This is a genomic window from Microbacterium sp. Y832, from assembly GCF_057669765.1.
The window spans coordinates 1-24,650 of record NZ_JBYHFM010000003.1 but is presented as its reverse complement, the minus strand read 5'-3'; the positions used below and the strand labels follow the sequence as shown (position 1 = coordinate 24,650).

Here is a 24,650-nt window from a genome sequence, read left to right as displayed (position 1 = left end):
CCGCAATGTCGGAGGTCTGGTGTGTCCTGATCTACTGGCCATCGGCCGGTGGCGCACACCTGGGGGTCTGCGCCTCGCACAACCAGAAAGCTCTGTCATGTCCGAGAACAGCAACAACGCCGCACACCCCGACGCTCCCAGCGGGCCGGCGCCCGCCGGATGGTACCCCGACCCGCAGGACCCTGCGGCGACGCGGTACTGGGACGGAGTCGCGTGGACCGAGCACGCGGCCTTGGTCGACGCATCCACCGCTGTAGTGGACGCCCCTACCGCCGTGGTGACTCCGCCCGTCCCGCCCGCAGCCGCACCTTCCGCGGGCGGGGCAGTCGCGGCCTCATCGAAGCGCGGGCTGCCGAGCCTGAAGTGGTGGCAGTGGGGCCTCATCGCGCTGGGCGTGCTCGTGCTGATCAGCATGATCACGACGGGTATCAGCGGTGGCAGCGCTTCCGATGACGACGGATCCTCCGAGCAGGTGTCCGTCGCCGAGGAGGTCGAGGAGCCGGTGGTGAAGGCGGAGCCCGAGGACACCACCGTCGCCGTACCCAATGTCGTCGGAAAGACGGTCGGCGAGGCGCGCGCCGCCGTCGAGTCCGCCGGATTCGCCTTCGTGGTCGACGCCGGTGCCGGCGACGACTGGGTGATCCTCTCCCAGGGCCCGGCCGGTTCCGGCAAAGCGGAACCGGGCACCCCGGTGTCGGTGACGGCCGAGGCGCCCAAGCCGGTGTACACGTTGGCTCAGCAGAATGCGATCGGCAAGGCGCAGTCGTACCTGAAGCTCACGGGCTTCTCGCGCGCCGGACTGATCGGCCAGCTGGAGTTCGAGGGCTTCTCCACGGAGGAGGCCGCTTTCGGCGCTGACAACGCCGGGGCCGATTGGAACGCCGAGGCGGCCGAGAAGGCGGCGAGCTACCTGGAACTCTCCTCGTTCTCGCGCCAGTCGCTCTACGACCAGCTCGCTTTCGAAGAGTTCACCGATGCCGAGATCCAGTTCGGGCTCGCCGCTGTGGGTTACTGACGGTGAGCGGGGTGGCCGTCACGCCGGTGGCGGCCACCCCTCGCGCTCTTGCCGCAGAGCGGGGTCACTCGTCGGCGAAGAAGTCCACGTCGACCTTGAGGAGCTCGATCGTGCGCGCCACCTGCACGCCGACCTTGTGCCGCAGCATCAGCGCCGTCAGGCGCTCACCGTCGACCAGGGCGATCTCCTGTGGAACCCGCTCTGCCGCGTCGACCGCCTCGACCGTGAAACTACTGGTAGTGAAGAACACCCCGACATTGGCTCCCCGCGTCGCGAGCGCTCCGACGAACTCCTGCACCTTCGGACGGCCGATCGCGCTTCTGCATAGCGCTTGGCCTGCACGTAGATCTTGCTGAGGCCCAGCTCGTCGCGATCGATCACGCCGTCGAGTCCACCGTCCCCCGAGCCGCGCAGCGGCGACATCGTTCCGTCGCGGCCGTACCCCATCTTCACCAGCAGGGCCCGCACCACGCGCTCGAAGTCGTACGGGTCACTCTCCTTGAGACGCTGGAGGAGAGTGGACTTCGTATCGTTCTCGATGAGTTGGATGCCGGAACTGATCAGCTCTTCGGGGTCCGCCTCGTCGACGATGGGTGGCGTCGTGTCGGCTGGGCCGACCTTGCGCCCGCGCGCCGGCACGTACTCGCTGTAGGCCGGGATGGCGTACACCGCAGGCTCGGGGATGGGCCCCGGGTGCTCGGCAAGGAGCTGTCGTCCCGTGTGGGTGATGCGGAAGTGCGCACGCGACGGCGACTCGATCGCCTTCGCGCGGCGGAGCGCGGACGTCGCCCAGCCGATCCGGTTGAGCGCCCGGGGTTGGCCAGAACTAAGGGTTTCCGCGATCTGCTCGTCGGTGAGTCCGACGTGGTTGACGATCGCTCGCTCCGTGTCGCGCTTCTGCCACGTGCGACCGTCGGCTAGGACCTCTAGGAGTGGCCGGAAAAACTCGTACCACCGAGGGATCGGCGATACAGGCTGGAGCCCGTGTTGTCCGTCATAGCTCTCCTCGGAAGGCGCGGTGCTGGAGTGAGGTGAAGAGGGCGTCAAGCCGCTCGGCCTGCGCGCGCGCCACGCGCTCCTGCTCGCGCAAGACCAGAACCTTCTCAGCGAATTCATGCTGCATCGGCATAGGGGGAACGGCGAGCTCGAGATTGCGAAGATCGCGTTGCGACAGGTTCGGCTGAGCTCCGCCCACCGCCTGAGCCTTGAGAGCCTGCTTTCTCGCCCTCAAGGATTCCACGAGGAATTGACGGTCTAGATCTGGCCCTGGGGTGATGCAGCAAACTGCTTGGTTGGTCGCCGCTTCCATTGCTAGTTGCCCGACTTCGCCTGCCGTAGCTCCGTACATTGCGACGAGGACTGTTCCCGCAGGCATCAGCTTTGCGGAGCTGTTCTGCAGTCCAAGGTCGCTGATTGTCTCTTCTGTCGAACTCACCGTTCCCTGCGCTACTTCCCCTGACTTCACCCAAGGGATGTCACCGCGGTAGTACTCCGGCCTAGCGCGCGAGGGCGTTCCCCCACTCGTCGTCTGGGCCACTTCGCTCAGCGGGGCGCTGCGCGCTACAGGAGCCGAGGACAGACTGCGGTAGAGGGAATCGATCAGTTCCTGCCGAGATGCGGCGCGACGGCGGAGCCGGCGAAGGGCGTCGGCCTCGTCGAGGATCGCTGCGATGCGGCGCTGTTCGGGGAGGGGTGGGAGGGGGATTGATACCAGATCGACGAACCCGCGCCCGATGCCTCCAACGGTGGCACCACGGAAGTCCTTGAGGATCTCGCCCTTGCCGACCGGTGAGAACAAGAAATGGAACACGTAACTCGGGTCGGCCAGGGAAGGGTTGATGCGCAGGCGGAATACGTGTTCGTTTACGGCTGCAGGCAAGTATCGGGACCCTCGGACCAACGCCACCTTGCCGGTGGTAGCGCCGTCCTTGACGATCAGCACATCACCGACACGCAACCTGCCGGTACGCATCGATTCGTAAAACTCCCGCGCAATGTACTTGGTGGGTACAGCCAGCTGTCCATTAGCCAGGATATGTTCGCCTCCTACACTCGGTATCCCGCTAGCGTGGGCGCCACCGCGCGGTCGCGAGCCCGATTCGAGCTCCTCGACCAGGCGTCGGAGGGGAACGCTCTCCCAGGTCACGCGAGCATCTCCCGCAGTCGCTTCAGGCCGTCTTGGATCTCGACTTCGAGCGCGTCGAGTTCGTCGAGGATTTCCTGCGGCGAGCGGTGCTCGACGTCCTCGAGAACGACCTCCTTATAACGATTGAGGGAGAGATCGTAGCCGTTGTCGACGATCTCCTGCTTCGGAACGTAGAAGCTCTGATCCGTGCGGGCGCGGTCGGCCTCGGCATCCCGATTGCGCCACCGCGCCAGCACGTCGGGCAGGTCGTTCGCGTCGATCGGGGTGCGCTTGTCATCCAGAGTCATGCCGTCGGCGCGGACGTCGTAGAACCACACCCGGTCCGTGCCGCCCGATGAGGTCTTCGTGAACAGCAGGATCGCGGTCGACACCCCCGTATAGGGCTTGAACGTCCCCGATGGAAGTTTGATGACGGCATCCAGCTTGTGGTCCTCGACCAGCATCCGCCGCACCGCCTTGTGGGCGTTCGATGACCCGAACAGCACCCCCTCGGGCACGATGACGGCCGCGCGGCCGCCGTTGCGCAGCATGCGGATCATGAGGACCAGGAACAGCAGCTCCGTCTTGCGCGTCTTGACGAGCTTCTGCAGATCCTTCGACACGGTCTCGTCGTCGAGCGACCCCGCGAAGGGCGGATTGGCGAGGACGAGCGTGTAACCGTCGTCGCCCGGGTGCCCCTCCGACAGCGAGTCGGCCCGTTCGATCGTGGGATTCTCGACGCCGTGCAGCAGCATGTTCATGCTCGCGATGCGTGCCATCGCGGCATCGGAGTCGTAGCCGGTGAACATTGGGCCGTTGAAGTGGGCGCGCCGTTCGGCATCCGTCCAGATCTCCGGGTGGTGAGCGCGCAGGTGCTCCTCCGCGGCGACCAGGAACCCGGCGGTGCCGACGGCCGGGTCGATGATGAGGTCGTCGGGCTGCGGCTGTTGCAGGTCGACCATGAGCTTAATGATGTGGCGCGCGGTGCGGAACTGCCCGTTCGTGCCGCTGGTCGAGAGCTTCGAGAGCATGTACTCGTAAATGTCGCCTTTGGTGTCGCGATCCTCCATCGGGATCTCGGCCAGCAGGTCGACGACTTTCGTGAGCAACGCCGGGGTCGGGATCGTGAAGCGGGCGTCACGCATGTTACGGGCGTAGCTCGACCCTTCGGCGCCGAGACGGCGCAGCCAGGGGAAGACGTGCTCGGACACGACCTCGAACATCTCCGCGGGCGCGTAGTTCGTGAAGACACTCCACCGCAGATCTCGGTAGGGGCGTCGGCCGGGCGCATCACTGTCGTACCCCTCGGGGAACACCGGGTCCTCGATCGGGTCGCCGAAGCGGGTCGCTTTCCGCTCGGCGAGCGTATGCAGGTCGTCAAGGCGCTTGATGAACAGCAGGTAGGTGATCTGCTCGATCACCTCGACCGGGTTGGCGATGCCGCCCGACCAGAACGCGTCCCATACCTTGTCGACTTGGCGTTTCAACTCACCTGTGACCACTGTTTCCCTCTTTCGCGTGCCGTGTCCACGGTAGTCGAGCCTGCGGGGGGCCAACGCGCCGTGAGCGGACGCGCCAGTGCTGCGGGGCGCCGCGACGATCTCTCCGCTCATCCTTCACGGATCTCTTCAAGGTAGTTCGGGCCGAACGCGGACGATTACTTTTCAGCGTGATCGTGGATCTGCTGTCCGCTCTGCGCCGCCCTACGACCTGCTGGTGCGCTTCGCGGCGCTGACGGGGCTGCGCGCGGGGGCGAGGTGGCAGCGCTTCGCATCCGAGACATCGACATGCGCCGAGGCGAAGTGAACGTCAAGCTCAACAAGACGCACACGAGCAAGGGCTACGCCACCGGCGCGCCCAAGACCGCGCGGGCCGTGCGAAGCGTGCCGATCCTGGATGAGGTGCTGTTCCGTGACCTCGGCGCGCACTTGCGCTCTCATCCGCACCGCGACGACCTGGAGACGGGACTGCGGCCGGGGAAGGTTCCGGGGCACAACCGCCTGAGCTACGACCGCGAGTTCGACCCGAAAGGGTTCTATCGCTACACGTTCAAGCCTGCGTGTGAGCGGGCGGATCTAGCCGGACTCCACTTCCACGAGCTGCGGCACACCTTCGCCACGCTGGCGCTCGAAAGCGGCGCGCTCGACATGCACGAGCTATCCCGGGCGATGGGGCACGCGAGCTACGCCATCACCGACAAGGTGTACGCCCACCTGCGCCCGCGGGACTACTCCCGCCACCGCGCCGCGTTCTCGGCTCACATCGCCCAGCAGAGCGTAGCGGCCGCTCCGGTTCGGGTCATCGGAGTTAGCCACCCAGGCGCGGGTTGATGAGCTCTTCGGTTGCTTGCACGTACTCAACCAGCAGCAAGAAGACGTTGTTGCAGAGATCGAGCGAAGCCTTCATGTTCCGATCACGCTTCTCCGCGTCGCCCTGGCCTCTGGACGGTTTCAGATCGAGTTCATGCGCGATCATGTTCCGCGCCGCGAAGAAGTCGCGAAACGACTCCAGACGCTGATTCGAGAACACCTTCAGGTCAAGTCCCAACGCGTCACGCACATTCTTGAGTTCGTCCTCGCCCTGCAGACTGCGCGTCGTGAGCGATTCGATGTAGGCAGTCAGCAGGGCTTCATCGACGGACGAGCTTCTCAGGACGGCAAAGACAGAGCGCTCCTGCTTGCTCAGATCGCCCAGGAACTTCATCCATTTGCCGATCGTCCGCGGGTGGGCGTTGAGCAGTATCGGCAGATTGTCGCGCACGAGTTGCTTCAGCACCGCATCCACCCCCGCCCCGGAGAAGAGGATGGCCGCCCGGAGCAGATCGCTTTCTGCATGGCCGAGCCGAGCGAGCTTGGTCCCCTCGACCTTCTTCGCGGCGCGCAGATCACTCAGGTTGTCCAGCAGAGCCTGCACGCTTGCATGTGATGCGCGGAGCCGCCGCACAGTCTGCACGAATGCCGAGAGCGCCGGGAGCTTCGCGGGAAGCGGCGTGAGCTTGAGAATGACTGGCGACGGCACGCCCAAATCCTGACAGAGCGCGCCGACAGTCGGAGTCCTTTTGGAGTCCTCGGCGATTCCCGGGCATGCAGAAGGCCCGGAACCTCTTGCGAGATTCCGGGCCTATACCGGTCGGGATGACAGGATTTGAACCTGCGACCCCTTGACCCCCAGTCAAGTGCGCTACCAAGCTGCGCCACATCCCGGATCCATCGTCCGCTGCGCGGACAACTCCACCATCCTACCCGGTCCCGAAGGGTGCCGCGAACGCGACCGACCTCTGAGGGCGGTCCGCTCCGCACAGGGCGTGGTTGTCGATGTCGCCGACCGGGAGTACCGTCGGCGCATGCCTGAGATCCGGATCGAACCGGCCACCCGCTTCGACGACGTCGAGCATGCGCTTACCGGCGGCGGCGACGGACCGGGGTGCCAGTGCCAGTGGTGGACGCTCACCGCATCGGAGTGGAACCGTACACCGGTCCCCCAGCGCGAAGCCCTTCTGCGTGACGAGATCGCGACGACGCCCGCTCCCGGTCTCGTCGCCTATGTCGACGGTGATCCGGCGGCGTGGGTGCGCGTCGGCCCTCGCACGGCTCAGCCGCGCCTCGCCCGCACGCGCAACTTCGCCACAGCGACCGAAGAGCCGTGGGATGACCCGTCGGTCTGGGCGATCACGTGCTTCGTGGTCCGCAAAGAGCACCGGCGCGCCGGGCTCACCGCGGCGTTGCTCGACGCGGCCGTCACCTTCGCCCGTGAGAACGGCGCGCGCGTCGTCGAGGGCTACCCCATCGACCCCGACGCGGGCCGGCGTCGTTCCTCGAACGAGCTGTTCCACGGCGTCGTGTCGACCTTCCGCGCGGCGGGATTCCGCGAGGTCGCCCGGCCGCGCCCCGACCTCGCGGTCGTAGCCCTCGACCTCACCCGCTGAGCGACGACACACGTGCGACGATGGTGACTCTGCCGCACACCGTCGAGGAGGACCATGCCACGGCTCTGGATCGGGTTCATCCCCTACATCGTGCTCTCGATCGTGCACGTCACGGCCCTCGCGTTCGGTTCCGACGCGGTCGCGGCCCCCACCAAGCTCACCCTCATGCCGCTCCTCGCGCTCGCAGTACTCTGGGGTTCTCGCGGACGACCCTGGACGGGAGCAACGACGCTCCTCCTCGTCGCGATCGGGCTGTCCTGGCTCGGTGACGGCGCCGGCACGTTCTTCCCGTGGGCTCCGACCGTGCCGCTGATGTTGCTGTGGTTCGGCCTCGCGCACGTCTGCTACATCGTGCTCTTCGTCCGCACCCTCGCGCGGCGCCGGCTGCCGCTGTGGTCGGCAGTCTTCGCGCTCTGGTGGGTCGCCCTCCTGCTCGTGCTCGCGCCGCACCTGGGCGCGCTGCTCATCCCGGTCGCGCTCTACGGTCTCGTCCTGGGCGGCACCGCCGCCACGGCATCCCGTTGCCACCCGCTCATCGCGTGGGGCGGTGTGTTCTTCCTGGCGTCGGATTCGATCCTGGCCTTCCGCCTCTTCCTGCCCGACGCGGTGCCCGACTGGACGAGTCCTCTCGTTATGCTCACCTACACGCTCGGCCAAGGCCTCATCGCCGCGGGCGCCCTCGTCAGCCTGCGCGCCCCCCACCGCACGACGCACCCGGTCTCATGACGGATGCCCCGGCTCGCGTCGACGCCTGGCTCTGGGCCGTGCGCGTCTACAAGACGCGCACTCTCGCGACGCAGGCGTGCCGCGCCGGACACGTGCGCGTCAACGGAGAACGGGCGAAGGCTGCACAGCAGGTGCGCCCCGGCGACGAGGTGCGGGTGCGGATCTCGGGCTTCGACCGCCACCTCGTCGTCCGCAAGACGATCACAAAGCGAGTGGGCGCTGCGCTCGTCGCCGAGTCGGTCGAAGACCGCACGCCCCCGCGCGAGAGCATTCCGGTCGTGGCGCAGCGCGACCGCGGCGCGGGTCGGCCGACCAAGCGCGAACGGCGCGAGATCGAACGATTCCTCGGGCGCTGACTACAGGTCGAGCAGCCAGCGAGCACCCTGCACGCGAGCGGCTCCGGCGGAGATCACGCGATCAGCGAGCTCACGGTCGCTCGTCACGACCGTGACAGGTCCGCGCGACGCCGCGAGCCGGGCGACCGTCGCGACGATCGCGTCGTCACCCGATGCGTCCGCGCGCACGACCTCGACGCCCTCGGCCTCAGCCACTCCGCGCGCCGCTCCCTCGACGACGACCACCCAGTCGGGAAACCAGACGTCTTCTGCGAGGTCCAGCGCCGACGCGGCGACACCGGCGCGGGCGTGCGCGGCGACCCGTTCGAGCAGTCGCTCGTTGGCCCCGGCGCGGTCGCGCCACCAGCCGTCCGGCACCGAGCCGACGACGTTCGCGGCGTCGACCACGACGACGGGGCGAACGCCCAGCAGCCCGCGGAGCCGTTCCCACGACGCCGCGAACCCGGGGTGCAGGGGGCGTTCGGCGACCTCGTCGACGGCAACCCACTCCAGGGCTCGGCTCTCGGGGTCGGTGATGACCGCCTCGAACGGGACAACCACGTCGGCGACGACCGTCGTATAGCTCCAGTAGCCGAGGTCGAAGACACTCAGCACGCGCGTGCGGGTCGCGCCTTCGGGGAGTCCCGCTTCCTCCTGCGCTTCGCGCACGGCGCCGGTCGTCGCCGGCTCGCCTTCATGCAGCGCGCCGCCGGGCAGCCCCCACGTGTCGCCGTGATGGCTCCACGCGACACGGTGCTGCAGCAGCACGCCACGCTGGGCATCGATCGCGAGCAGGCCGGCGGCGCCGAAGCGCCCCCAGTACCGCTCCCCCGTCGGTGCGACGACCCACGCGTCTCCCGGGTCGCGCGGCCCGAGAGGGCGGCGCGGCTCGCCACCGACCGGAGGAACGATGCTCACCGCTGGCGACGCTCCCGGACACGCATGTTGATGACGATGGGGGTTCCTTCGAAGCCGTACAGCTCGCGCAGGCGGCGCTGAATGAATCGACGGTAGCCCTGATCGAGGAAGCCCGTCGTGAACAGCACGAATGTGGGCGGACGGGTCGACGCCTGCGTCCCGAACAGGATGCGGGGCTGTTTGCCGCCGCGCACGGGGTGCGGGTGCTCGGCGACCAGCTCGGAGAGGAACGCGTTGAACTTGCCCGTCGCGATGCGCTGATCCCACGACTCGAGCGCCGTTTCGAGCGCCGGCACGAGCTTGTCGAGGTGACGACCCGTGCGCGCCGAGATGTTGACCCGCGGAGCCCACGCCACGTGCGCGAGATCCTGCTCGATCTCCCGCTCGAGGTAGCGGCGGCGATCGATGTCCTCCATGTCGTCGTCGTTCAGACGATCCCACTTGTTGAACGCGAGCACGAGCGCCCGGCCCGACTCGAGAACGAGGTCGATGATCCGCACGTCCTGCTCGCTGAGCGTCTCGGACACGTCGAGCACGACGACGGCGACCTCGGCCTTCTCGAGCGCGGCTGACGTGCGCAGCGACGCATAGAAGTCGGCGCCCTGCTGCAGGTGCACGCGACGACGGATGCCGGCGGTGTCGACGAACCGCCACAGCCGCCCGCCGAGCTCGACGATCTCATCGACCGGGTCGCGCGTGGTGCCCGCCAGTTCATTGACGACGACGCGCTCTTCGCCCGCGGCCTTGTTCAGCAGCGATGACTTTCCGACGTTGGGCCGGCCGAGGATCGCGACGCGGCGGGGGCCGCCGATCTCGTGCTTGGCGACAGCCGACACGTCGGGCAGCACCTTGACGACCGCATCGAGCAGGTCGGCGACGCCGCGCCCGTGGATCGCCGAGACCGGGTGCGGTTCACCCAGACCCAGGCTCCACAGTGCTGCGGCCTCGGGCTCCTGACGCGCGTCGTCGACCTTGTTCGCGACGAGGAAGGTCGGCTTGCCGCTCTTGCGCAGCAGCTTGACGACGTGCTCATCGGTCGACGTCGCGCCGACCATGGCGTCGACGACGAAGAGCACGACGTCGGACAGGTCGATCGCGACCTCGGCCTGCGCGGCGACCGAACGGTCGATGCCGCGGGCATCGGGCTCCCAGCCGCCGGTGTCCACGAGCGAGAAGCGCCGTTCGAGCCACTCCGCCTTGTACGTCACGCGGTCACGCGTGACGCCCGGCGTGTCTTCGACGACGGCCTCGCGGCGGCCGAGGATGCGGTTCACGAGCGCCGACTTGCCGACGTTCGGGCGACCGACGATCGCCACGACGGGAAGAGCGGGGAAGAACTCGATGCCGTCGATCCCCGACTGCAGCCCTTCGAGCAGAGCCGCGTCTTCCTCGTCGAGGTCGTAATCGGCCAGGCCCGCGCGCAGCGCTTCGGCTCGCTGGTCGGCGAGTTGTTCGTCCAGGTCGGCGAGTTTTTCGGCCAGGTCGTCCGGCCCCGCCTCGTATTCGTCTTCAGCTGCCACGGGTTTCTCCTGCCTCGTTCGTGAGCGTCGCGTGCACGACATCGAGCACGGCGCGCACGGTCTCATCGAAGTTAAGTCGCGTCGAGTCCACCACGGTCACCCCGGGTGCCGCTGTGAGGAAGTCGACGACGGACGAGTCGGACGCATCCCGGCGGTGCAGGGCGGTCGCGACAGCGGCGGCATCCTGCGTCGTCACTTCGGCGCTGCGGCGCGCAGCGCGCACCTCGGGAGCGGCCGTCAGCAGGATGCGCACGGGCGCGTCGGGGGCGACAACGGTCGTGATGTCACGGCCCTCGACGAAAACGCCGGGCCACTCGGCCGCGGCCAGCAGGGTGCGGAACATGGCGTTGATCGCCTCCCGCACGGCGGGAACCCGCGCAACCCCGCTCACGGCGTCCGAGACGGCGGGCTCGCGGATGGCGTCTGTCACATCGGTCTGGCCGACCCGCACCACGTAGGCGTCGGGGTCGAGCGAGATCTCGAATTCGAAGTCGGCGGACACGTCGAGGACGGCGGCCGAATCGACGGTGTCGATTCCGCGCGACAGGGCGTGCCAGGCGAGGGCGCGATATGCAGCGCCGGTGTCCAGGTAGCCGTAGCCGAGCGAACGCGCCGCCTGCTTGGACACGCTCGACTTGCCGCTGCCGGCCGGGCCGTCGATCGCGACGATGACGGGGGCGCCGTGCGAAGAGTCAGTCATTCGAGGTACTCGCAATCTTCCAGCCGCGGGATTCCAGGCCCTCTACGGCACGACCCACAGCATCGGGCTCGACGCTGATCTCGGCGAGGCCGAACTGCGCGCCGGGCGAGTGCTCGAGACGCAGGTCCTCGACGTTGACGTCGAGGTCGCCCAGTTCACCGAAAAGTCTGCCGAGTTGTCCGGCCGTGTCGTCGACCATGACGACGACCTGCTCGAAGCGCCGATTCTGCCCGTGCTTGCCCGGGAGCCGCTCGACACCCTCGTTGCCCCGGCGGATCGTATCCGCGACGGCGCGGCGAGCACCCGGTGCTTCCGGTGCGCGCAGCGCGTCGGCGACCGATCTCAGGTCTGCCGCGAGCGCATCGAGCACATCGACGACGGGCGCCGCGTTCGCGCCGAGGATCTGCACCCACAGCTCTGGAGCCGACGCCGCGATCCGGGTCGTGTCGCGCACGCCCTGCCCGGCCAGTCGCAGCGAGCCCTCGCTGACGCCGACGAAGCGGCCCGCGAGCAGACTCGCGACGAGCTGCGGCACGTGCGAAACAAGAGCCACCGAGCGATCGTGCTCGTCGGGCGACATCTCGATCGGCATGGCGCGCAGATCCAGCGCGAGGCCCTCGACGAGCGCGAGATGCGCCGACGAGGTCTCTTCGTCACGGCACACGACCCAGGGCCGTCCGACGAAGATGTCGGCGCGCGACGAGATCGCGCCGCCGCGCTCGCGTCCGGCGAGCGGGTGCGAGCCGATGTAACGGGTGAGGTCGACGCCTCGCTCACGCAGCTGGTTCAACGGCTGGAGCTTGACGCTCGCGACGTCGGTGACGACCGCGCGCGGGTGCGCCGCGAGTTCGCGCTCGATGACGTCAGCGGTCACGTCGGGCGGAACGGCCACGACGACGAGGGTCGGGTCATCGTCTTCGCTCGCCGCGCGGCCTGCGCCGTAGTCGACGGCGAGGCGCAGCTGAGAGGGCGATGAGTCGTCCAGGGCGACATCGACGCCGAGCGCACTCAGGGCGTGGCCGATGCTCGCGCCGAGCAGGCCCGCACCCACGATGCGGACGGTGCCGTGCACGCGCGGTGCGAGCGTTGCGGCACGCCCGGATGCGGCGCTGGAATCGCTCACTCGGTCTCCTGGTCCCCTGCGGGGTCCTCCCCGTCCGGCGGGGCGGCCTGTCGCGACAGCGTCAGCAGCTCGCCCCGCTCCAGCTTAGTCAACTCGCGGGCCTTCCCCACGGGCAGGGTGCCGAGATGCAGCGGACCGAACTGCCGTCGCACAAGCTCTTCGACCGGATGCCCGACGGCATCCATCATGCGGCGGACGATGCGGTTGCGCCCCGAGTGCAGAGTCAGTTCGACAAGGGATGCCTCACGACCGGCGTCGAGCAGACGCGCCTTGTCGGCGGCGATCGGTCCGTCCTCGAGCTCGATGCCCTTCGTGAGCACCGCCACGGTCTGCGGCGTCACGCGACCTGTCACCTTGGCGATGTAGACCTTGGTCACCCCGAACGAGGGGTGCGCCAGCACATGGGCGAGGTCACCGTCGTTCGTGAGCACGAGCAGACCGCTCGTGTCGGCGTCGAGGCGTCCGACGTTATAGAGCCGTTCGGGCCAGTCCTCGGTGTAGCGGCGAAGATCGGGTCGGCCGCGATCGTCGCGCATCGAGCTCACGACGCCGGTGGGCTTGTTGAGCATGACGTAGCGCTTGGACTGGTCGAGCTGCACCGCCGTCCCGTCGACGTCCACGAGGTCGCTCTCGGGGTCGATGCGGCTGCCGAGCTCGGTCACGACGGTGCCGTTGACGCGCACCCGCCCCTCGACGATGAGCTGCTCCGACACGCGGCGCGACGCGACGCCGGCGTTGGCGAGCACCTTCTGCAGGCGGATACCCTCGCCACCGGTCTCTGAGTTCGTTGAAGGGGTCGTCATCTCATATTCTCCAAATCGAATCCGTCGGCGCCGTCATCGAGCAGCGGCGAGATCGGCGGCAGCTCGTCGAGTGAGTTGATGCCGAGGTTCACCAACAGGGCATCCGTCGTGCCGTAGTTGATGGCGCCCGTCTCGGCATCCGTGAACAGTTCGGTGATGAGGCCGCGAGCCACGAGCGTACGCACGACCGAGTCGACGTTGACAGCCCGGATCGAGGCGACCTGCGAGCGGGTCACCGGCTGCTTGTAGGCGATGACGGCGAGCGTCTCGAGCGCAGCCTGCGACAGCCGGGACGGCGCCTGCCCCCCGACGAACTCGGCGACGAGGTCGTCGTGCTCGGCCCGGACGTACAGCCGCCACCCGCCGCCCACTTCGCGCAGCTCGAATCCGCGGCGCGGGCCACCGGACAGTCCGTCGTAGTCGGCCACGAGCCCTTCGATCGCCTGCCGCACGGCGGGGATCGGCGCGGATACCGCGGTCGCGAGATTCACGAGGCTCTGCGGCTCGTCGACGATCAGCAGGATCGCCTCCAGCCGCCGCGCGAGCGATGAGTCAGTTGTCATAGTCGGCTCCCAGGCTCGCGAGATTCTCATCGGACCAGCGCTCCGCGGTCCAGCGCAGGGTCAGCTCGCCGAGCGGTTCGAGCTGCTCGAACGAGAGGGCGGCGTGGCGATACAGCTCGAGCACCGACAGGAACCGTGCGACGACGACACCCTGCTGGGCGACGCCCGCGATGAGTTCGCGAAACGTCAGGGTCCCGGCGTTGCGCAGCAGGGTCACGACGACGGCAGCCTGTTCGCGGATGCTGACGAGCGGGGCGTGCAGGTGATCGAGGCCGACGTGGGGAATCTCCTTCGGCGTCATCGCCACGATGGCGAGCGCCGCGAAGTCCTGCGGCGTGAGGCTCCACACGAGCTCGGGCACGGCCGTGCGGTGCTTCTCGTCGAGCGGGACGGCCCGCACGTGACGCCGGTCCTCGGAGTTGAGGCCCGCCGCGAACCAGGTCGAGACCTCTTTGAACGCGCGGTACTGCAGCAGCCGGGCGAAGAGCAGGTCGCGCGCCTCGAGCAGAGCGACCGACTCGGCGTCGACGAGCTCGCCCTGGGGCAGGAGCCCGGCGACCTTCATGTCCAGCAGCGTCGCCGCGACGACGAGGAACTCCGAGGCCTCTTCGAGCTCTTCGTCGGGACCGAGCTCGCGCAGGTACGACAGGAACTCCGCTGTCACCTGCGACAGCGCCACGTCGGTGATGTCGAGCTCATGCTTGGACAGCAGCGTCAGCAGCAGATCGAACGGCCCGTCGAAGACTCCCAGCGAGACTCGAAAGCCTGCACCCTCTTCGGTCTCAGCGGCCTGTTCAGGCGACGGCGCCACGGGCGACCAGCTCCCGCGCGAGCCGCAGATAGGCCTGCGCGGCCGCGTGCTCGGGCGCGAAATCGGTGATGGGCATGCCCGACACCGAGGCATCCGGGAACTTCACGGTGCGACCGATGACGGTCTCGAGCACGTCGTCGCCGAACGCATCGACGACGCGCTCGAGAACTTCGCGCGAATGCAGCGTGCGCGGGTCGTACATCGTCGCGAGCACGCCATCGAGTTCGATCGTCGGGTTGAGACGGTCGCGCACCTTGTCGATCGTCTCGATGAGCAGGGCGACTCCGCGCAGTGCGAAGAACTCGCATTCCAGCGGAATGACGACGCCGTGGCTCGCAGTCAGTGCATTGACGGTGAGCAGGCCCAGCGACGGCTGGCAGTCGACGAGGATGACGTCATAGTCCCCCGCCACCTTGCGCAGCACGCGAGCGAGGATCGTCTCGCGGGCGACCTCGTTGACCAGGTGCACTTCGGCCGCCGACAGGTCGATGTTCGCCGGGACGACATCGAGCCCCTCGACGCGCGTGTGAACGATCACGTCGTACGGGTCGCGCTTGGGGTCCAGCAGCAGATCGTAGACCGTGGGGATGTCGTGGGTCTGGATGCCGAGGCCCGCCGACAGCGCGCCCTGCGGATCGAAGTCGACCGCGAGCACTTTGCGACCGTAGCTTGCGAGCGCGGCGGCCAGGTTGATGGTCGTCGTCGTCTTTCCGACGCCACCCTTCTGGTTGCACAGCGAGATGATGCGCGCGGGCCCGTGGCTGTCGAGCTTGGGAGGAGTCGCGAAGCCCTGGTATGGACGACCGGTCGGCCCGACCGGGATGTCGCCCTCAGACGCCTGCTTCGCGCCGCGCGTTCTGCCCGCCACCGACTCTCCTGTCTTCGCTTTGCCGTGCACCGATTCTCGCACACGGCTGCCCGCGCACCTCAGCGCGCGCGCGGGTGAGACGTCGCGTAGACATCGCGCAGCGTGTCGACCGAGACGTGGGTGTAGATCTGCGTCGTCGCGACCGACGCGTGTCCGAGCAGCTCCTGCACGACGCGCACGTCGGCGCCACCCTGCAGCAGGTGCGTCGCGAAGGAATGGCGCAGCGTGTGGGGCGAGACATGAGCGGCGAGACTCGCCCGCTCGGCGGCATCCCGCATGACGAGCCACGCGCTCTGTCGCGACAACGGCGCGCCGCGCATCCCGAGGAAGAGGCGAGGCGTCGCGGCACCTCGCGTCGACAGTTCGGGCCGCACCCGGGTGAGGTAGGCGTCTACCGCGGCGCGCGCATACGAGCCGATCGGCACGATCCGCTCTTTGTCTCCCTTTCCCCGCACGCGCAGCACGTCGCCGTGCGCGAGATCGTCGACGTCGAGCTGCACGACCTCGGACACGCGGGCACCCGTCGCGTAGAGCATCTCGAGCAGGGCCCGGTCGCGCAGGCCCCGCAGGTCGCCGGGCGCAGCGTCGGACGGCGCGGGTCCGGCGGCATCCAGCAGCTGTTCGACCTGGGTGATCGTGAGCGCCTTCGGCAGTCGGCGCGGCTGCTTCGGCGGGCGCAACCGCTGCGTGGGGTCTTCGGTCTCGATCCCCTCCCGCACGAGGAAACGATGCAGCCCCCGCACCGAGGATTGCAGGCGCGCCAGACTGGATGCCGCAGGAGCGGGGTCGGCGGATGCCCGCGCCGCCACGAAAGAGGCGACGAGGTCGGCGGTCACCTCGGACGACTCCGCGACACCCTGCTCGTGCAGCCACTCCGCGTAGACGGCGAGGTCACGCCCGTACGCCGCGACGGTGTGGTCGGACAGGCCACGCTCGATCGCGGTGTGACGCAGAAACGCATCGACGGCGCGCTCGAGCTGCACGGGACTACCTGCCGGCTGCCGCCGCACGCAGCCGCTCGGCCGCCGCGAGGACGCCGACCGCGAGGATCCCGTTGCGCAGCCTGCCCGCGAGCACACCCGCGACGACGTCGTGAAGCGGTGCCCATTCGACGCGGATGTCTGCCTCTTCGGCTTCGCGTGGGTGCGGGGTCTCGAGCGCCGAAAGTGCCCGCGCGAGGAACACGTGCACGACCTCGTCGTTTCCGCCGGGTGTCGTGAAGACGCTCACGAGCGGCTCCCACTCCGCCGCGCGCAGATCCGCCTCTTCGGCGAGCTCGCGGGCCGCCGTCTCGAGCGGCGACTCCCCGGCGACGTCGAGGAGCCCTGCCGGGATCTCCCAGTCACGCTGGCGGATCGGGTGACGGTACTGCTGTACGAGCAGCACCCGCCCCTCGTTATCGAGCGCGACGACAGCGGCCGCGCCGGGATGGTCCACGTACTGCCGCACGATCTCGCCGCCGCCGTAGCTCACCGTGTCGCTGCGGACGTCCCACACGTGGCCCTCGTAGACGAGCTCGCTGTCCACGACGGGGTGGTCGGCGGGCTCGTCTGCCAGGGGCGCGGAATCAGCCATTGTCGACGTCGAAGAGCTCGCTGGAGCGGTGCCGCTCGAGCGCGGCGCCGATCAGTCCTCGGAACAGGGGGTGTGCCTTCGTCGGGCGCGAACGCAGCTCGGGGTGCGCCTGCGTCGCGATGTAGTACGGGTGCACGTCGCGGGGCAACTCGACGTACTCGACGAGGTCGAGGTCGGGGTTGATACCCGAGAACACCATGCCGGCCGCGGCGATCTGATCGCGGTAGCGATTGTTCACCTCGTAGCGGTGCCGGTGACGCTCCTCGGCGCGCAGCGAGCCGTACACCTCGGCCGCGATCGACCCCTCGGCGAGGTCGGCGGGATAGAGCCCGAGCCGCATCGTGCCTCCCAGGTCGCCGCCGGCGAGGATGTCGACCTGCTCCTCCATCGTCGCGATGACGGGATGAGGCGTCTCAGGGTCGAATTCGCTCGACGATGCGTCTTCGATTCCCGCGACGTTTCGCGCGTACTCGATCACGATGCACTGCAGGCCGAGACAGATCCCGAGCGTCGGAATGCCCTGCTCGCGCGCGAACTTGAGCGCACCGAGCTTGCCTTCGATTCCGCGGATGCCGAATCCGCCCGGGACGATGATGCCGTCGAGGTCGCTGAGCGCCTTCTCGGCGCCTTCGGGCGTCTCGCATTCGTCCGAGGGGATCCAGCGGATGCTGACGTGTGTCTCCAGCGCGAAGCCGCCGGCCTTGAGCGCCTCGGTGACCGACAGGTACGCGTCGGGCAGGTCGATGTACTTTCCGACGAGACCGATCGTCACTTCGTGCTTGGGGTTGTGCACGGCCGAGAGCACGCGGTTCCAGCGCGACCAGTCCACCTCGGCGGCCTTCGTGAGCCCAAGGGTGCGCACGATGTACTCGTCGAGGGCCTGCTCGTTGAGCATCGAGGGGATGTCGTAGATGCTCGGCACGTCGACGGCGTTCACGACAGCGGCCTCGTCGACGTCGCACATGAGCGCGATCTTGCGCTTGTTGGACTCGGTGACGGGGCGGTCGCTGCGCAGCACGAGCGCGTCGGGCTGGATGCCGATCGAGCGCAGCGCGGCGACCGAGTGCTGCGTGGGCTTGGTCTTCTGCTCACCGGAAGCGCCCATGAACGGCACGAGCGACACGTGCACGAAGAAGACGTTGTTGCGGCCGAGTTCATGGCGGATCTGCCGCGCCGACTCGATGAACGGCTGCGACTCGATGTCGCCGACGGTGCCGCCGATCTCGGTGATGATCACGTCGGGGCGGGGGTCTTCGCTCGCCTGCAGACGCATGCGCCGCTTGATCTCGTCGGTGATGTGCGGGATGACCTGCACGGTGTCACCGAGGTACTCGCCGCGACGCTCACGCGCGATGACGCGCGAGTAGATCTGTCCTGTCGTGACGTTCGCGGCTTCGCTGAGCTCGATGTCGAGGAAGCGCTCGTAGTGGCCGATGTCGAGGTCCGTCTCGGCGCCGTCATCGGTCACGAAGACCTCGCCGTGCTGGAACGGGTTCATCGTGCCGGGGTCGACGTTGAGGTACGGGTCGAGCTTCTGCATGACCACGTGCAGTCCACGCGCCGTGAGCAGATTGCCCAGACTCGCGGCCGTGAGGCCCTTGCCCAGCGAGGAAACAACACCCCCGGTCACGAAGATGTGCTTGGTGGTGTCGTCGGTGGATCCCGCGGAATTCATTCCGGAATCAGAAGTCTGCATCACGGGCTTCAATCCTATCAGTCGGTCTGGATGCCCAGGTCGAGCAGTTCACGCGCATGGGACAGCGCAGCATCGGAATCGGGCATTCCCGAAAGCAGTCTCGCCATCTCGGCCTCGCGTTCGGCTCCGTCCAGGCGCCGCACATCCGACGCCGTCACCGAACCGTCACTCGCTTTGACGACCGACAGGTGGTTCGAGGCGAAGGCCGCGACCTGCGCGAGGTGGGTCACGGCGATGACCTGCGACGTGCGGGCGAGCCGGGCGAGTCGCCGCCCCACTTCGATCGCGGCGGCACCGCCGATTCCGGCGTCGACTTCGTCGAAGACGAACGTGGGCACGGGGTCGGTGCCGGCGATGACGACCTCGATCGCCAGCATGACGCGACTGAGCTCGCCACCGGAGGCACCCTTGGCCACAGGGCGCAGTGTCGCCCCCGGGTGCGCCGCGAGCAGGATGACGACATCGTCGCGGCCCGCCGCTGTTTCAGCGCCCGGGGCGACCGAGACCTCGACGCGTGCGTCGGGCATCGCGAGCTCGCGCAGCTCGGCCGTCACGGCATGCCCGAGCGCGGACGCTGCGACCTGGCGCGCCGCGGTGAGGGCGGCGGCTGCCGTGTCGAGGGCGGATGCCGCGGCATCCCGTTCGTCCGAGAGTCGCTCGATGCGGTCGCCGTCGTCGTCGAGTTCGGCCAGCCGCGCTGATCCGGTCGCCTGCAGCTCGATCGCGGCGTCGAGCGAGCCGTGTGCCCGGATGAGAGCGCCGAGCACGGAGCGGCGCTCTTCGACGGCGGCGAGCTCGTGCGGTCCGGTGTCGTCGAGGTCGGCGAGGTAGCCCGACAGCGATGCGGCCACGTCGACGATGCGATAGCCGAGGTCGGCGATCTGCGTCGTGAGTTCTTGCAGCGCGGGGTCGGGCGCGCGCTCGAGTGCGCGTCGCGCCTCTGCCGCGAGCGTGGCCGCGTCGGGCTGCTCGCCGTCGCCGGCGAGCGCGGCGTGGGCGGTCGCCGCGGCGAGCCGCAGGTCTTCGGCGTTCGCAAGACGCTCGGCTCGCAGCGCCAGGTCGGCGTCCTCGCCGGGCAGGGGCGCAGCCTGCTCGATCTCGGCGAGCTGCGCGCGCAGCTCCTCGGCCTCGCGGGCGCGCGCGTCGCGCTCGGCCGTGAGCGTGGTCAGCTCGCTGTCGACGACCCGCCAGCGCTCGTACGCGGTGGTGTACTCCTGCAGCGCAGAGCGGATGGGCTCGCCCCCGAACCGGTCGAGGGCGTCGCGCTGCGCCGCGGCCGACGTCAGCCGCAGCTGGTCGGATTGGCCGTGCAAGACCACGAGGTGCTCCGCGAGCTCGGCGAGCACGCCGGCCGGCGCCGCGCGACCGCCGACCGAGGCGCGGCCGCGACCCTCGCTCGAGATGGAGCGGCCGACATAGAGCTCGGCTCGGCCGTCGCCGAGGGGTTCGAGATCGCCGCCGGCGTCGCGGACGCGCTCGGCGACGGGACCGGTGTCGGGCACGATCCACACGCCGTCGACGGCGGCCTGGGCAGCGCCGGCCCGCACCGCTCCCGAGTCGGCGCGCTGACCGAGCAGCAGTCCGAGGCCGGTGACGACCATCGTCTTGCCCGCACCGGTCTCACCCGTGATCGCGGTGAAGCCCGGCCCGATGGGCAGCGTCGCTTCGGCGATGACGCCGAGGTCGCGAAGGCGCATCTCTTCGATCACTGCGCGGGGCCTCCTTCGGAGGCGTCGCTCGTGATGGCGGCGGGGCCGCGCCATCCCTCGACGGGCAGGCGGAATTTGCGGACGAGTCGGTCGGTGAATGCGGCCGGGTGCAGACGCGCGAGCCGGACGGGGTGCGGCGAGCGGTTCACCACGACGCGCGCTCCGGGCGGGAGGTCGTGCGAGCGACGGCCGTCGCACCACAGGATGCCGACGCCGTTGGTGCGTTCGAGAACTTCGATCGCGACGGCGTGCTCAGGGCCGACGACGAGAGGCTTGGCGAACAGCGCATGCGCCGACAGCGGGACGACCGAGATCGCCTCGACGGTGGGCCAGATGACGGGACCGCCGGCTGAGAAGTTGTACGCCGTCGACCCCGTCGGCGTCGAGACGACGACGCCATCGCAGCCGAACGACGACAGCGGGCGCCCGTCGATCTCGATGACGACTTCGAGCATGCGCTCGCGACTCGCCTTCTCGACCGTGGCCTCGTTGAGTGCCCACGTCTCGTAGATGACGTTGTCGTCCGCATCTTTGACGCGCACCTGCAGCGCGAGTCGCTCCTCGACCTGGTAGTCCCGATCGATGACCCGACGGACGGCATCGTCGAGCTCGTCTCGTTCGATCTCGGCGAGGAAGCCCACGTGCCCCATGTTGATGCCCAGCACGGGAGCGGTGCTCTCGCGCACGAGCTCGGCTGCGCGCAGGATCGTGCCGTCACCGCCCAGCACGATCACGAGCTCGATGTCATCGACGGACACATCGACGCCGAGGCGGGCGATCGAGCGGAACGAATCGAGGACGTCGCCGAGCTCCGCGGCATCCTCCGGCAGAAGGACGGGCCGCGCACCGGCGTCGCGGAGCGCACCGATGACGCGGTCCGCAGCGTGCACCGTGTCATCTCGACGCGCGTGGGCGACGACGAGGATGCTGCGCTGGTGCTCTGTCATGGGCTTCCCGCCAGTCGATTCACGGTGCTCGACCATTCTGACGGATCCGTCCCGCGGCCCGGCGCGAGGTGCACGACGTATTCACGGTTGCCGTGCGTACCCGTGATGGGCGAGGCGATGAGGCCGAGCACGCCCAGGCCCTCGTCCCACGCGTGCCACAGCACGCGTGCCACGGCATCCGCGCGCAGCACGGGGTTCGTCACGAGGCCGCCCTTGACGGCCGTGCGGCCCACCTCGAACTGCGGCTTGATGAGAAGCACGACATCTGCGTCGGGCGCGATGACTCCCCGAACGGCAGGCAGCACATGTTCGAGTGAGATGAACGAGAGGTCGCCTGTCACGAGCGAAGGCGCGGCGGCGATGCCGCTGGCGGCGGCGAGCGACTCGGCGGTCATGTGCCGCACGTTGAAGCCTTCGACGACGCGCACTCCGGGATCTTCCGCGACGGATGCCGCGAGCTGGCCGTGTCCGACATCGACGGCCATGACGGGGTCGGCGCCGCGTTCGCGCAGCACCTGGGTGAACCCGCCGGTGGATGCTCCCATGTCGAGGGCGACCCGTCCCGCGACGGCGATGCCGAACGCATCGAGCCCCGCGAGCAGCTTGTGGGCGGCGCGACTGACGTAGTGGTCGGCGCCTTCGACGACGAGCACTGCGGCGTCGTCGACGGGGGTCGAGGGCTTCACGACGGGTCGCCCGTTGACCGTCACAAGCCCGTCGGCGATGAGTGTCGCTGCGTGCGTGCGCGAGCGCGCGAGCCCGCGTGCGGCCAGGGCAGCGTCGAGGCGGGACGTCACGGGCGACCGTTGCCGGTGACGTCGGTGTCGAGCCGCCGGGAGAGCGCGTCGTGCAGCGATTCGTAGGCCGCTGCCCGCGCGGCGAGGGGCTGCGCTTCGATCACCTCGAGGCTCGAGAGCAGGTCATCAGACTCGTCACTCGCCGCAGACTCTTCCATGCCGCCAGGATACGTGTCCCCGCCGACGTGGCCGAGTGTCACGGCCGGTGGAAGGGGTCGGCGTAGAGCAGCTCGGGCACGCGGAACCCGAAGATCGCACGTCCGGTATCCCAGATCGCCTTCGCGCCCGCGCGGAGAAGATCGAGCGGATCGTCGCCTTCCGACAGGATCCGCACGTCGGGGCCCTCGATGCGGACGCTCGCTCCACGCACCGTCACGACGCCATCCCGCACGCGCGCCAGGGGATACGGCTCGTGCAGATCGCGAAGGTCGCGCAGAAGATACGTGGGCTGTGAGCCCGTGGGCGCTGCGAGCACGTGCTTGGGGCGGTCGATTCCGGTCAGCACGAGTGCCGAGGGGATGCCTGCCCGGTTCGCCCCGAGGATGTCGGTGTCGAGACGGTCACCGATGAACAGTGGACGCTGAGCGCTGAAGCGTGCAACCGCTTCTTCGAAGATCGGCACCTCGGGCTTTCCCGCGACGGTCGCCAGTCGCCCGACGGCGGTGTGCACGGCAGAGACGAGCGTGCCGTTCCCGGGTGCGACACCGCGCGCCTGAGGAATGGTCCAGTCTGTGTTGGTGGCGATCCACGGGATACCGCCCTCGGCTTCGGGTACCTTGAGGGCGAACGCAGCTTCGGCCAACTGGGTCCAGCCGACCTCGGGCGCGAAGCCCTGCACGACCGCGGCAGGGTTGTCTTCTGCGCTGCGCGTCATGACGAAGCCGGCCTTCTCGACCTCGACGACGAGACCTTCTCCCCCGACGACGAGAACCGTGGAGCCGGCGGGAATCAGGCTCGACAGCAGACGCATCGCCGCTTGAGGGCTTGTGACGACCTCGCTGGGCTCGGTGCGCAGACCGAGATCGGTGAGGTGCTGAGCAACCGTCGCGTCGGTGCGTGCCGCGTTGTTCGTGATGTACGCGAGCCGACGCCCTTCCCGTGCGCGCGTCAGGCTCTCGACGGCGTGCGGGATGGGGCCGGGCCCGGCGTACACGACGCCGTCGAGGTCAGCGAGGATGACATCGACACCATCGAGCGGTGTCTGGGTGCGTTCGCGGTCTCGGCGGAAGAGCGCCATCAGGCGTCGTCCTCCTCGTCGACCCCCGCTTCCGCAAGAATTGCGGCGACCTCGTCCTCGACCGATTCGGCGGGCGCCGTCTCGACTGCCGAATCCTCCTCAGCCTCGACCGGCTCCTCAGCCTCGACGGACTCCTCGGGGTCGAGAGCGATCGACACGGCGTGCTCCTCGTCAGCGGGGTCATCCGTCTCGAAGACCTCCTCGACGAGGACCGTCTCGAGATCACCGGCGCCGCTGGCCGCATCGAGAGCCTCGGCGGCGATGACGGCGCGACGCTGCCACTGTGCCGCCTCTTCGTCTCGACCGAGTTCTTCCAGCACTGCCGCGCGCGCTGCGAACAGCACCGGGCTCCACTCGAACGCCCGGTCGGGGTTGAGTTCGGGGATGTCGAGTTCGAGCAGGGCACGATCGGCCTGACCGAGGTCGAGACGAGCACCGGACATCGCGATCGCCAGTTCGACACGGACCGCTGCGGGCAGAGCCGTGCGATCGACGGCACGACCTGCTTCCAGAGCACGGTCGGGCCGGCCGACGCCACGCTCGCTGTCGACGAGCAGGGCGATCTGGTCGTCGCGACCGGAGATGCGCCGGTAGGTGCGCAATTCACGCAGAGCAAGCGCATAGTCACCGGTGGCATATGCCGTGATCGCGAGGGTCTCGCGAACGACCGCGATGCGGCCGGCACGGCGCGACGCCGACAGTGCATGCTCGTGAGCCAGGGCCGGATCCTCGTCGATGAGCCTCGCCGCCATCGCGAGGTGGCGGGCGACGCCCTCGGCGTTCTCCTTGCTCAGGGTCTTGAGCTCGTTGCGGGCGCTGGGGTGCAGATCCTGCGGTGTGACGTCATCCGGGATCGCGGGGTCGTCGTGCCGCGGCCGAACCGCGCGGATCTCTTCAGGGCGCGTTGCTCGGTCTGGCCGGTCGGCCCCGCCTCGCAACGGACGACCGGATCCCCCGCGGGACCCGTCGCGCGAGGCATACGGCTTCCGGTCACCGTCGCGCGCAGGGTACGGCTTCCGGTCACCATCGCGCGAGGCGTACGGCTTCCGGTCACCATCGCGCGAGGCGTACGGCTTCCGGTCACCATCGCGCGAGGCGTACGGCTTCCGGTCACCATCGCGCGCAGCGTACGGCTTCCGGTCACCATCGCGCGCAGCGTACGGCTTCCGGTCACCATCGCGCGCAGCGTACGGCTTCCGGTCACCATCACGTGCAGCGTACGGCTTCCGGTCACCATCACGCGAGGCGTACGGCTTC

The 24,650-nt window shown here is 68.8% G+C and carries 26 protein-coding genes, 1 tRNA gene and 1 pseudogene; 5 read left to right on the top strand and 23 right to left on the bottom strand.

Translation table 11 applies throughout. The annotated features are described in order from the left end of the window. The first annotated feature begins 97 nt into the window (after positions 1–97). Entirely contained in the window at positions 98–1,015 is a 918-nt protein-coding gene (locus AC25YV_RS05835) for an Ltp family lipoprotein (RefSeq protein ID WP_488122901.1), read from the top strand. 64 nt (positions 1,016–1,079) lie between these two features. Here the strand turns inward: AC25YV_RS05835 and AC25YV_RS05830 are convergent, their stop codons facing one another. From AC25YV_RS05830 to AC25YV_RS05815, 4 genes and pseudogenes are all read right to left on the bottom strand, one after another. Next, positions 1,080–1,328, bottom strand: a complete 249-nt coding sequence (locus AC25YV_RS05830) for a restriction endonuclease (protein WP_488123419.1) — start codon at positions 1,326–1,328, stop codon at positions 1,080–1,082. A gap of 23 nt (positions 1,329–1,351) precedes the next feature. Next, positions 1,352–2,062: pseudogene (locus AC25YV_RS05825) on the bottom strand (restriction endonuclease); the annotation flags it as partial. Next, a complete protein-coding gene (locus AC25YV_RS05820) occupies positions 2,010–3,161 on the bottom strand; it encodes a restriction endonuclease subunit S (protein WP_488122900.1) in 1,152 nt (383 codons plus the stop codon). The pseudogene AC25YV_RS05825 and the gene AC25YV_RS05820, both read right to left, overlap by 53 nt. Continuing rightward, the gene (locus AC25YV_RS05815; protein ID WP_488122899.1) at positions 3,158–4,627 is read right to left on the bottom strand and encodes a type I restriction-modification system subunit M; all 1,470 of its coding nucleotides are present in this window, start codon (positions 4,625–4,627) and stop codon (positions 3,158–3,160) included. The genes AC25YV_RS05820 and AC25YV_RS05815 overlap by 4 nt, the downstream gene beginning before the upstream one ends. A 270-nt stretch (positions 4,628–4,897) precedes the next feature. Here AC25YV_RS05815 and AC25YV_RS05810 point away from each other — a divergent pair, with 270 nt between their 5' ends. Further along, positions 4,898–5,470, top strand: coding sequence for a tyrosine-type recombinase/integrase (locus tag AC25YV_RS05810; protein ID WP_488122898.1), 573 nt, complete (start codon positions 4,898–4,900; stop codon positions 5,468–5,470). Here AC25YV_RS05810 and AC25YV_RS05805 read toward each other — a convergent pair. Next, entirely contained in the window at positions 5,448–6,158 is a 711-nt protein-coding gene (locus AC25YV_RS05805; protein WP_488122897.1) for a hypothetical protein, read from the bottom strand. The genes AC25YV_RS05810 and AC25YV_RS05805 overlap by 23 nt on opposite strands. Positions 6,159–6,269: 111 nt before the next feature. Beyond that, a tRNA-Pro gene (locus AC25YV_RS05800) sits at positions 6,270–6,343 on the bottom strand. Between the two features lie 140 nt (positions 6,344–6,483). Here AC25YV_RS05800 and AC25YV_RS05795 point away from each other — a divergent pair. From AC25YV_RS05795 to AC25YV_RS05785, 3 genes are read left to right on the top strand one after another with little or no spacing between them, the layout of a single operon-like run. Next, positions 6,484–7,065 carry a GNAT family N-acetyltransferase gene (locus AC25YV_RS05795; RefSeq protein ID WP_488122896.1) on the top strand — a complete coding sequence of 194 codons (582 nt, stop codon included), beginning with the start codon at positions 6,484–6,486 and terminating at the stop codon, positions 7,063–7,065. Positions 7,066–7,119: 54 nt separating this feature from the next. Then, on the top strand, positions 7,120–7,791 hold the full coding sequence (locus AC25YV_RS05790; protein WP_488122895.1) for a lysoplasmalogenase family protein: 672 nt from the start codon (positions 7,120–7,122) through the stop codon (positions 7,789–7,791). Continuing rightward, a complete protein-coding gene (locus AC25YV_RS05785; RefSeq protein WP_488122894.1) occupies positions 7,788–8,147 on the top strand; it encodes an RNA-binding S4 domain-containing protein in 360 nt (119 codons plus the stop codon). Before AC25YV_RS05790 ends, AC25YV_RS05785 begins: the two co-directional genes overlap by 4 nt. On the opposite strand, the gene AC25YV_RS05780 is transcribed toward AC25YV_RS05785, so the two are convergent. The 17 genes from AC25YV_RS05780 to AC25YV_RS05700 are packed head-to-tail and all read right to left on the bottom strand — an operon-like array spanning position 8,148 to position 24,331. After that, entirely contained in the window at positions 8,148–9,044 is an 897-nt protein-coding gene (locus tag AC25YV_RS05780; RefSeq protein WP_488122893.1) for an NUDIX domain-containing protein, read from the bottom strand. Beyond that, positions 9,041–10,564 carry a ribosome biogenesis GTPase Der gene (der, locus tag AC25YV_RS05775; protein ID WP_488122892.1) on the bottom strand — a complete coding sequence of 508 codons (1,524 nt, stop codon included), beginning with the start codon at positions 10,562–10,564 and terminating at the stop codon, positions 9,041–9,043. Before der ends, AC25YV_RS05780 begins: the two co-directional genes overlap by 4 nt. Continuing rightward, complete coding sequence (gene cmk / locus AC25YV_RS05770) at positions 10,554–11,264, bottom strand: (d)CMP kinase (RefSeq protein ID WP_488122891.1); 711 nt, start codon at positions 11,262–11,264, stop codon at positions 10,554–10,556. The genes der and cmk overlap by 11 nt, the downstream gene beginning before the upstream one ends. Next, the gene (locus tag AC25YV_RS05765) at positions 11,257–12,387 is read right to left on the bottom strand and encodes a prephenate dehydrogenase (protein ID WP_488122890.1); all 1,131 of its coding nucleotides are present in this window, start codon (positions 12,385–12,387) and stop codon (positions 11,257–11,259) included. The genes cmk and AC25YV_RS05765 overlap by 8 nt, the downstream gene beginning before the upstream one ends. Continuing rightward, on the bottom strand, positions 12,384–13,190 hold the full coding sequence (locus tag AC25YV_RS05760; RefSeq protein ID WP_488122889.1) for a pseudouridine synthase: 807 nt from the start codon (positions 13,188–13,190) through the stop codon (positions 12,384–12,386). The genes AC25YV_RS05765 and AC25YV_RS05760 overlap by 4 nt, the downstream gene beginning before the upstream one ends. Then, on the bottom strand, positions 13,187–13,753 hold the full coding sequence (scpB, locus tag AC25YV_RS05755; protein ID WP_488122888.1) for an SMC-Scp complex subunit ScpB: 567 nt from the start codon (positions 13,751–13,753) through the stop codon (positions 13,187–13,189). Before scpB ends, AC25YV_RS05760 begins: the two co-directional genes overlap by 4 nt. Further along, positions 13,743–14,564, bottom strand: a complete 822-nt coding sequence (locus tag AC25YV_RS05750; RefSeq protein ID WP_488122887.1) for a segregation and condensation protein A — start codon at positions 14,562–14,564, stop codon at positions 13,743–13,745. The genes scpB and AC25YV_RS05750 overlap by 11 nt, the downstream gene beginning before the upstream one ends. Next, complete coding sequence (locus AC25YV_RS05745) at positions 14,548–15,432, bottom strand: ParA family protein (protein WP_488122886.1); 885 nt, start codon at positions 15,430–15,432, stop codon at positions 14,548–14,550. The genes AC25YV_RS05750 and AC25YV_RS05745 overlap by 17 nt, the downstream gene beginning before the upstream one ends. Positions 15,433–15,491: 59 nt before the next feature. Then, a complete protein-coding gene (gene xerD, locus AC25YV_RS05740) occupies positions 15,492–16,415 on the bottom strand; it encodes a site-specific tyrosine recombinase XerD (protein WP_488122885.1) in 924 nt (307 codons plus the stop codon). A 4-nt stretch (positions 16,416–16,419) separates the two neighbouring features. Beyond that, entirely contained in the window at positions 16,420–17,007 is a 588-nt protein-coding gene (locus AC25YV_RS05735; RefSeq protein ID WP_488122884.1) for an NUDIX domain-containing protein, read from the bottom strand. Then, positions 17,000–18,703, bottom strand: a complete 1,704-nt coding sequence (pyrG, locus tag AC25YV_RS05730) for a CTP synthase (protein WP_488123418.1) — start codon at positions 18,701–18,703, stop codon at positions 17,000–17,002. The genes AC25YV_RS05735 and pyrG overlap by 8 nt, the downstream gene beginning before the upstream one ends. Positions 18,704–18,720: 17 nt before the next feature. Beyond that, positions 18,721–20,412: a DNA repair protein RecN gene (recN, locus tag AC25YV_RS05725; RefSeq protein WP_488122883.1), complete on the bottom strand. Its 1,692-nt coding sequence runs from the start codon at positions 20,410–20,412 to the stop codon at positions 18,721–18,723. Beyond that, positions 20,409–21,359: an NAD kinase gene (locus AC25YV_RS05720; protein WP_488122882.1), complete on the bottom strand. Its 951-nt coding sequence runs from the start codon at positions 21,357–21,359 to the stop codon at positions 20,409–20,411. The genes recN and AC25YV_RS05720 overlap by 4 nt, the downstream gene beginning before the upstream one ends. Further along, complete coding sequence (locus AC25YV_RS05715; RefSeq protein ID WP_488122881.1) at positions 21,356–22,156, bottom strand: TlyA family RNA methyltransferase; 801 nt, start codon at positions 22,154–22,156, stop codon at positions 21,356–21,358. Before AC25YV_RS05715 ends, AC25YV_RS05720 begins: the two co-directional genes overlap by 4 nt. After that, positions 22,153–22,314: a hypothetical protein gene (locus tag AC25YV_RS05710; protein ID WP_488122880.1), complete on the bottom strand. Its 162-nt coding sequence runs from the start codon at positions 22,312–22,314 to the stop codon at positions 22,153–22,155. The genes AC25YV_RS05715 and AC25YV_RS05710 overlap by 4 nt, the downstream gene beginning before the upstream one ends. 38 nt (positions 22,315–22,352) lie before the next feature. Beyond that, positions 22,353–23,393 (bottom strand): HAD-IIA family hydrolase, encoded by a 1,041-nt coding sequence (locus AC25YV_RS05705; RefSeq protein ID WP_488122879.1) that lies wholly within the window; start codon positions 23,391–23,393, stop codon positions 22,353–22,355. Next, positions 23,393–24,331: a hypothetical protein gene (locus AC25YV_RS05700; protein WP_488122878.1), complete on the bottom strand. Its 939-nt coding sequence runs from the start codon at positions 24,329–24,331 to the stop codon at positions 23,393–23,395. The genes AC25YV_RS05705 and AC25YV_RS05700 overlap by 1 nt, the downstream gene beginning before the upstream one ends. Positions 24,332–24,650 lie beyond the last annotated feature (319 nt).